Consider the following 7275-nt stretch of genomic DNA (forward strand, 5'->3'; position numbering starts at 1 on the left):
GGCTCAACTTCTCTTTTGAATTCGGCCCAAGAATATGTCGCGCCGCAGCGTCTATGCAAGGGGCGTTTCGTGTCCCTCCGGTAAAGAGTTTCACGTTTCAAGATAGCGCTAATTTTAAGGTTAGGGATTTGGCAAGAGGTCGCGCGCAAATTGGTCTTGGGTGAGTCGAAAATTAGTGAGGTGGGTTATGGCCTATGAGAACCTGAGCGAAGGCGCTCTTGATTATTTACCTTGTCGATACGGCAAGTCAAAACTGTTGTTTCGTGGACCGCGTAAGAAAATGGATGGCGACTATATTGCCGTCATCGGGGGAACGGAAACCTACGGTAAGTTCATCGAAAAGCCGTTTACGGAACTGGTTGAGGATGATGTTAGCACAACTTCGATTAATTTCGGGTGTGTGAATGCTGGCGCGGATGTCTTCTTAAACGAACCAGCTATCCTTGATGCCTGTTCCAAGGCACGTGTAACCGTCATTCAAGCGATGGGCGCTCAAAACATGTCCAATCGGTTTTATGCGGTGCATCCACGCCGGAACGACCGTTTTCTCAAGGCCTCAGTGTTGCTGAAAATGGTGTTTCGGGAGGTCGACTTTACGGACTTCCATTTCACACGGCATATGCTGAGCACGTTGAAAAAATTGTCTGAAGAGCGCTTTGCATTGGTCGAAGACGAGATCAAGGAAGCTTGGAAAGCGCGCATGCAGATTATGCTTGAAAAAATCGAAGGTAAAACCGTGATGCTTTGGATTGATGATTCAAACCCAGAAGGGAAAAGCGATCTTGGTCACGATCCGCTGTTTGTAGATCGGGAGATGATCGAAGCCATTCGGCCTTATTGTACGAAGGTTGTCGAAGTTAATTTGAGTGATCAGGCAAAATCTGAGGGTGTTGCTGGTATGATCTACCCTGAAATGGAAGAACCCATGGCAAAGGAAATGATGGGGATGAGGGCGCATCGAGAAATTGCTAAGTCCCTTTCGAACGCGCTTCGAGACATGCTTTAGCGCGCTGCAGAACAAAAAAAGGCTCGCCACTGGGGCGAGCCTTAACTGTTAGGAGTATCGTTGCTTACAGCGCGTCGATAAGGGCTGGAACTGCTTCAAACAAATCCGCAACAAGTCCATAGTCGGCGACCTGAAAAATTGGCGCTTCTTCGTCTTTGTTGATTGCGACAATGATTTTACTGTCTTTCATGCCTGCAAGATGTTGGATCGCACCAGAGATACCGATTGCGATATACAGGTCCGGAGCAACAACTTTACCGGTTTGGCCAACTTGCCAGTCATTTGGTGCATAGCCAGAGTCAACCGCAGCACGAGACGCGCCAACGGCGCCTCCAAGCTTATCTGCCAGCTTTTCGATGAGCGCAAAATCATCTTCTGATCCGACACCGCGTCCACCAGAAACAACGATGCCTGCGCTTGTAAGTTCAGGGCGGTCGCTCTTGGCAACTTTATCTTCAACCCATTCGGATAGCTTGGGATCGGCCGTCGCTGTTATGCTTTCGACAGTCGCTGAGCCATCTTCTCCTGCCGCGTCAAATGTAGCGGTACGAAGTGTGGCAACTTTGATAGAATCCGTTGTTTTGATCGTTTGGATTGCATTGCCCGCATAGATTGGCCGCTCAAACGTATCGGCGTCAACAATCGCCGTAACATCGGAAAGCACCATAACATCCAAAAGTGCGGCAACGCGTGGCAAAATATTCTTTGCATTGGCGGTCGCTGGGGCAAGGATGTGCGTATAGTTACCTGCAAGGCTAACAATGAGGTCGGCGATAGGCTCAGCCAAACCATGGCCATAAGCCGCGTCATCAGCGCAAAGAACCTTGGAAACACCCGCGATTTTGGCCGCGGCTTGGGCCGCATCACCGCAACCTGCCGAGGCACAAAGCAATGTGATGTCCCCTAAGGAAGAGGCGGCAGAGACTGCTTTGGCCGTTGCGTCAAGCGCGAGTTCTGCGCCGTTGATTTCAGCAAGAATTAAAACGGTCATTACACAGCCCCCGCATCTTTGAGTTTCGCAACAAGCTCGGCAACATCCGCAACCATGATCCCAGCACTGCGTTCAGAAGGAACAGCGGTTGAAATCACCTGAAGACGAGGAGAAACGTCGACGCCATAGTCAGCAGCGGTTTTCTCTTCGAGAGGCTTTTTCTTGGCCTTCATAATATTGGGAAGGGTTGCATATCGTGGTTCGTTCAAGCGCAGATCGGCGGTGACGATCGCTGGAAGTTTTACCTTGATGGTTTGAAGTCCACCGTCAACTTCGCGGGTAACAATTGCGCTATCGCCTTCAACGGAAAGTTCGCTTGCGAAGGTCGCTTGTGACCAGCCAAGGAGTGCCGCGAGCATTTGGCCCGTTGCGTTCATGTCGTTGTCGATGGCTTGTTTGCCTGCAATCACGAGGCCGGGAGCCTCTTCGGCAATAACTGCCTTGAGAAGTTTCGCAACCGCGAGAGGTTCGATGTCTGTTGTCGCTTCGTCAGTTGCAACGATTAAAATCGCCCGATCAGCGCCCATGGCAAGTGCCGTGCGGAGTTCCTTTTGTGCGTCTTTCACACCAATGGAGACAACAACAACTTCGTCAGCTTTTCCGGCCTCTTTCAAGCGGATAGCTTCTTCGACGGCTATCTCGTCAAATGGGTTCAGAGACATTTTTACATTGGCGAGATCGACGCCGCTGCCATCCGCTTTGACACGAACTTTCACGTTATAATCGATCACACGTTTGACCGGTACTAGGACCTTCATAGTGCGTATTCCCTTAGTTTCAATGATCGCAAAAATGCGAACCTAACAAGCTCTCGATTTTATCTAGCCTTTTGGGGCGACAGAAAATAGAGCAAAATCGACGGTCTATCCCATGGGACGCGGCGTTTTTTCGATGTTGGCGCTAACGGTTTGCCCCAGGAACCCAAAGCACATCATTCGCGCCGTTTTTATTTGCGGCACGTGAGGCCACGAAAAACCAGTCTGACAAACGGTTTAGATATTTCACAGCCGCAGGGTTTACAGATTCGAGACTCGCAAGTTCAACTGTGAGGCGTTCGGCGCGGCGGGATACCGTTCGCGACAAGTGAAGTTGTGCTGCGAGGGGTGTTCCTCCGGGTAAAACAAAGCTGCGCAATGGCGGAATATGTGCATTCATGGCGTCAATCTCGGCCTCAAGCCGGTCGACTTGCGCATTGTTCATCCGAAGGGGGGGGTATTCCGCCGTTGCGTCTGATTCCAAATCTGGGCGGCAAAGATCGGCCCCTAGATCGAATAGATCGTTTTGAATCCGTGCAAGTTGTACGTCCATTTCGCCTTCGGCGTGGAGCCGTGCAAGCCCGACGGTCGCATTGGTTTCATCGACCGTTCCATATGCATTTACGCGCGCATCGTATTTATCGACGCGAGTTCCATTCCCCAGTGCGGTTTGACCAGCGTCACCCGTGCGGGTGTAGATTTTGTTGAGAACAACCATTTCGCCCCCTAACGCCGCAAAAGAACGTAAATGACGATTAATATTACGGCCCCAAGCTGTGCCCCCACACGATACCGCATGATACGATTGGCGTGTTTGCGATTGAACTCGCCGCCGGACATAAAGCCAACCAGGCCGACGATAAGTATGCCCAAGACGAGCAAAATGGCCGCAACGACCAATAGAAAAAGCGGATCCGAGTTCATGAAATTTCCTTTCGGTTTTGTCCAGACTTACGGGCATTTATAGGGGCTGCAAGGTCAAATCGCGGTGTGCGACTATTGCGCACCCTAGAACTTGGCTAAGACCTTATCCAACATTCGTGTCGATGTAACGCGTTTCAGCAAGCCCATCACATAAGTCGGGGTTGTTACATAGTATCGAGGCTTGGGGCGCGGGCTTTCGAGGGCATGAATGAGTTTTTTTGTGACTGCCGATGCAGGCAACTCAAACGTATCTGGTTTCTTATCTGCATAAAGCCGTTTTGTAAGTTGCGCATACTGAGCTTTGCGTGGCGAGTTTTCAGTGTCGATGTGACGTTCAAAATGCGCAATAGAGTTTTGCCGTATTTTCGACTTGATCGGACCGGGTTCAATCAAGATGATTTTGATCGGAGTGTCCCGCATCTCTAATCGTAGCGTGTCGGTAAGCCCCTCCATCGCGTGTTTCGTGGCATTATACGCGCCTCGCCAACGCATGGGGGCAAAGCCAAGTATTGAACTGCAATTGACAATTCTTCCGTGCCCCTGTGCGCGCATGATTTTGATAACTTGGCACGTAAGATCATGATACCCAAAGAGATTAACTTCAAATATTTCCCGAAGTGCGGCGCGGGGTAGGTCTTCAACTGCGCCCGGCACAGCAAAGGCTCCGTTGTTATATAAGGCGTCAAGCGTGCCTCCGGTGCGCGAAAGGCATTCGGCAAGCGCCGCCTCGATATTGGCCTCGTCGGCGTAATCCAGCGGGAAACTTTCCAGCCCCTCGGCGCGAAGGCGTTCGCAGTCTTTTTCTTGGCGACACGTAGCAAAAACACGCCATCCTCGGTTTTTGAGGCCGTGGGCCGCGTCATATCCGATGCCGCTAGAGCAGCCGGTAATGAGGATGGATTTGCTGGGCATATTTTTCTTTCGCGCGATGTGTGTCTGAGTGATCACCTTTGAGGCATGAAAAAACAAGGGTAATTGCGCGCACAGTTCGTGGTGCAAAATTTTGCAGGAAGCGACCTAGTTCTTGTGCGCACCAATTCTCGGCGTTATCACCGTTTTATGAGCAAAGAAAACGACCCCTCCGACATCGAACCTGTGGAAATAGCTGAGCCGTTGCGCCGCGCAATTGGGGACCGCTACCTGACCTATGCGCTTTCGACGATTATGCATCGTGCGTTACCCGATGCGCGTGACGGGCTGAAGCCTGTGCACCGACGCATTCTTTATGCGATGAATCGGCTGCGTCTGAATTCGACGGGGGGGTATTTGAAGTCGGCCAAAATTTCGGGCGACACAATGGGGGATTTCCACCCTCACGGCGACATGGCGATTTACGACGCCATGGCCCGTTTGGCGCAGGACTTCAACGTGCGCTATCCACTGGTGGATGGCCAAGGGAATTTCGGTAATATCGACGGCGACAATCCAGCGGCCAGTCGGTACACCGAGGCGCGTATGACGTTTGTCGCGGAAGCGATGCTTGAGGGATTGAACGAAAACTCCGTTGATTTTCGGGATAATTATGACGGGCGCCTAACGGAGCCAACGGTGCTTCCTGCGACTTTCCCAAATCTGTTGGCTAATGGGTCAACGGGGATCGCCGTTGGTATGGCCACCAACATTCCACCCCACAATGTTGTTGAACTTGTTGACGCGTGTTTGCATCTGATCAAAACGCCCGATGCGCGGGACGAGACCTTGGTGAACTTTGTGCCCGGTCCAGATTTCCCGACGGGCGGCATCATTGTAGAGCCGCGCGAAAACATCGTCGAGGCGTATCGCACAGGGCGGGGTTCGTTCCGACTGCGGTGTAAATATGAAGTTGAGGATTTGGGGCGCGGCACGTGGCAAATTGTTGTCACCGAGATTCCTTATCAGGTTCAGAAAAGTAAATTGATCGAGAAACTGGCTGAAGTCATTCAGCTTAAGAAAGTGCCGATTCTTGGGGATGTGCGGGACGAAAGCGCCGAAGATGTGCGCATCGTTCTAGAGCCGAAATCAAAGAATGTAATACCTGAAGTTTTGATGAACACCCTGTATCGCAACAGCGATCTTGAGGTGCGGTTTAGCATGAATATGAACGTGCTGATCGATGGTTTGACGCCGAAGGTTTGCAGCCTCAAAGAGGTTCTGCGGGCGTTTTTGGATCACCGTCGTGATGTGCTTATGCGGCGCAGCCAGTACCGGTTGGAGCAAATCGATCACCGCCTAGAGGTGCTCGCAGGGTACATTATTGCGTTCCTCAATCTTGATCGCATCATCGAAATCATTCGTTTTGAGGATCATCCACGCGCCGTGATGATGCAAGAGTTTGCACTGACTGAAGTTCAGGCTGAAGCCATTTTGAACATGCGTTTGCGCAGCTTGCGAAAGCTGGAAGAACTTGAACTCAAAAAAGAGAATGACGCCCTAACTCTGGAACGAGCGGGTCTCGTCGAATTGATGGGAAGCGAAGATCTCCAGTGGTCAAAAATTTCCGAACAGTTGCGGGAAACCAAGAAGAAATTTGGCAAGAATTTTGAAGGCGGCGCACGTCGTACTCAATTCGCCGAGGCGCTTGAAGTCGAAGACGTGCCGATCGAAGCCATGATTGAGCGTGAACCGATCACCGTTGTCTGCTCCAAAATGGGATGGATCCGCGCGATGTCGGGTCATATTGATCTCACACGCGAGTTGAAATTCAAAGACGGTGACGGCCCCCGCTTTGCCTTCCATGCTGAAACGACTGATCGCCTGCTTTTGCTCGGTGCCAATGGCCGTTTCTTTACCATGGGGGCGAGTACGCTACCAGGTGGGCGCGGCATGGGTGAGCCGGTCCGTCTGATGGTCGACCTTGCCAACGAAAGCGAAATTGTCGACCTGTTTATCCACGTTCCGAACCGCAAGCTTTTGATCGCCTCCTCGGCGGGCGATGGGTTTGTTGCGCCTGAAAATGAGGTGATTGCGCAAACTCGAAGCGGCAAACAGGTGCTCAATGTGCGCGGCGATGTGACGGCCATTGTTTGCCTGCCGATTAACGGCGATCACGTTGCAACCGTTGGCGATAATCATAAAATGCTGGTGTTTGCTGTGGATGAACTGCCCGAAATGGGACGCGGTAAAGGTGTGCGTCTCCAGAAATTCAAGGATGGTGGCCTAAGCGATGCGCGCGCGTTCAATATTGCGGACGGCCTGACGTGGCATGATCCTGCGGGGCGTACGCGGACCGTGACCGAGCTTGCAGATTGGTTGGGCAAGCGTGCCGCGACCGGACGGATGGCGCCGCGTGGCTTCCCACACGACAATAAATTTACCTAAGCTTGCGGTCAAATACTCCAAGGGGATCAAGACTATCCTTGAATAAGCGGCGCTGAAGCCACATTTAGGCATCAAGGGGAAAGTATGAAACGAAACGCTTGATTTATCCTGCGTAAAATCATACTTCACCCGCGATGTAATGTGGGGTCGGTTCCGGCCCCCTTGTTTAAGGATGAGGCTTTCATGGGTAAGGAAAAATTCCAACGTAACAAACCGCATTGTAACATTGGTACAATCGGCCACGTTGACCACGGTAAGACGACTTTGACAGCTGCGATTACGAAGCAGTTTTCGGACAACTT

The 7275-nt window shown here is 51.6% G+C and carries 8 protein-coding genes; 3 read left to right on the forward strand and 5 right to left on the reverse strand.

The window, feature by feature from the left end:
- Window positions 1-187 precede the first annotated feature (187 nt).
- Window positions 188-1006 carry a DUF6473 family protein gene (locus tag AB9F27_RS16670; RefSeq protein ID WP_335585414.1) on the forward strand — a complete coding sequence of 273 codons (819 nt, stop codon included), beginning with the start codon at window positions 188-190 and terminating at the stop codon, window positions 1004-1006.
- A gap of 64 nt (window positions 1007-1070) precedes the next feature.
- Here the strand turns inward: AB9F27_RS16670 and AB9F27_RS16675 are convergent, their stop codons facing one another.
- The 5 genes from AB9F27_RS16675 to AB9F27_RS16695 form a co-directional block, all read right to left on the reverse strand.
- On the reverse strand, window positions 1071-1997 hold the full coding sequence (locus AB9F27_RS16675; RefSeq protein ID WP_335585415.1) for an FAD-binding protein: 927 nt from the start codon (window positions 1995-1997) through the stop codon (window positions 1071-1073).
- Window positions 1997-2755, reverse strand: coding sequence for an electron transfer flavoprotein subunit beta/FixA family protein (locus AB9F27_RS16680; protein WP_039000048.1), 759 nt, complete (start codon window positions 2753-2755; stop codon window positions 1997-1999). The genes AB9F27_RS16675 and AB9F27_RS16680 overlap by 1 nt, the downstream gene beginning before the upstream one ends.
- 142 nt (window positions 2756-2897) lie before the next feature.
- Window positions 2898-3470, reverse strand: a complete 573-nt coding sequence (locus AB9F27_RS16685) for a cob(I)yrinic acid a,c-diamide adenosyltransferase (protein ID WP_335585416.1) — start codon at window positions 3468-3470, stop codon at window positions 2898-2900.
- An 8-nt stretch (window positions 3471-3478) separates the two neighbouring features.
- Window positions 3479-3676, reverse strand: a complete 198-nt coding sequence (locus tag AB9F27_RS16690; RefSeq protein WP_039000046.1) for a twin transmembrane helix small protein — start codon at window positions 3674-3676, stop codon at window positions 3479-3481.
- 84 nt (window positions 3677-3760) lie between these two features.
- Window positions 3761-4588: an SDR family NAD(P)-dependent oxidoreductase gene (locus tag AB9F27_RS16695; RefSeq protein ID WP_335585417.1), complete on the reverse strand. Its 828-nt coding sequence runs from the start codon at window positions 4586-4588 to the stop codon at window positions 3761-3763.
- 147 nt (window positions 4589-4735) lie between these two features.
- Here AB9F27_RS16695 and parC point away from each other — a divergent pair, with 147 nt between their 5' ends.
- Window positions 4736-6973 (forward strand): DNA topoisomerase IV subunit A, encoded by a 2238-nt coding sequence (parC, locus tag AB9F27_RS16700; RefSeq protein ID WP_335585418.1) that lies wholly within the window; start codon window positions 4736-4738, stop codon window positions 6971-6973.
- Between the two features lie 183 nt (window positions 6974-7156).
- On the forward strand, window positions 7157-7275 hold a 119-nt coding region (locus AB9F27_RS16705), incomplete at its 3' end, for a GTP-binding protein (protein WP_369756319.1).

The sequence above is a fragment of the Falsihalocynthiibacter sp. CO-5D18 genome (assembly GCF_041205445.1).
GTDB lineage: Bacteria > Pseudomonadota > Alphaproteobacteria > Rhodobacterales > Rhodobacteraceae > Falsihalocynthiibacter > Falsihalocynthiibacter arcticus.

Coding starts and splice junctions, on each gene's coding strand:
- parC (WP_335585418.1), top strand. CDS start 4,736: ATGAGCAAAGAAAACGACCCCTCCGACATCGAACCTGTGGAAATAGCT.
- AB9F27_RS16675 (WP_335585415.1), bottom strand. CDS start 1,997: ATGACCGTTTTAATTCTTGCTGAAATCAACGGCGCAGAACTCGCGCTT.
- AB9F27_RS16695 (WP_335585417.1), bottom strand. CDS start 4,588: ATGCCCAGCAAATCCATCCTCATTACCGGCTGCTCTAGCGGCATCGGA.
- AB9F27_RS16680 (WP_039000048.1), bottom strand. CDS start 2,755: ATGAAGGTCCTAGTACCGGTCAAACGTGTGATCGATTATAACGTGAAA.
- AB9F27_RS16690 (WP_039000046.1), bottom strand. CDS start 3,676: ATGAACTCGGATCCGCTTTTTCTATTGGTCGTTGCGGCCATTTTGCTC.
- AB9F27_RS16685 (WP_335585416.1), bottom strand. CDS start 3,470: ATGGTTGTTCTCAACAAAATCTACACCCGCACGGGTGACGCTGGTCAA.
- AB9F27_RS16670 (WP_335585414.1), top strand. CDS start 188: ATGGCCTATGAGAACCTGAGCGAAGGCGCTCTTGATTATTTACCTTGT.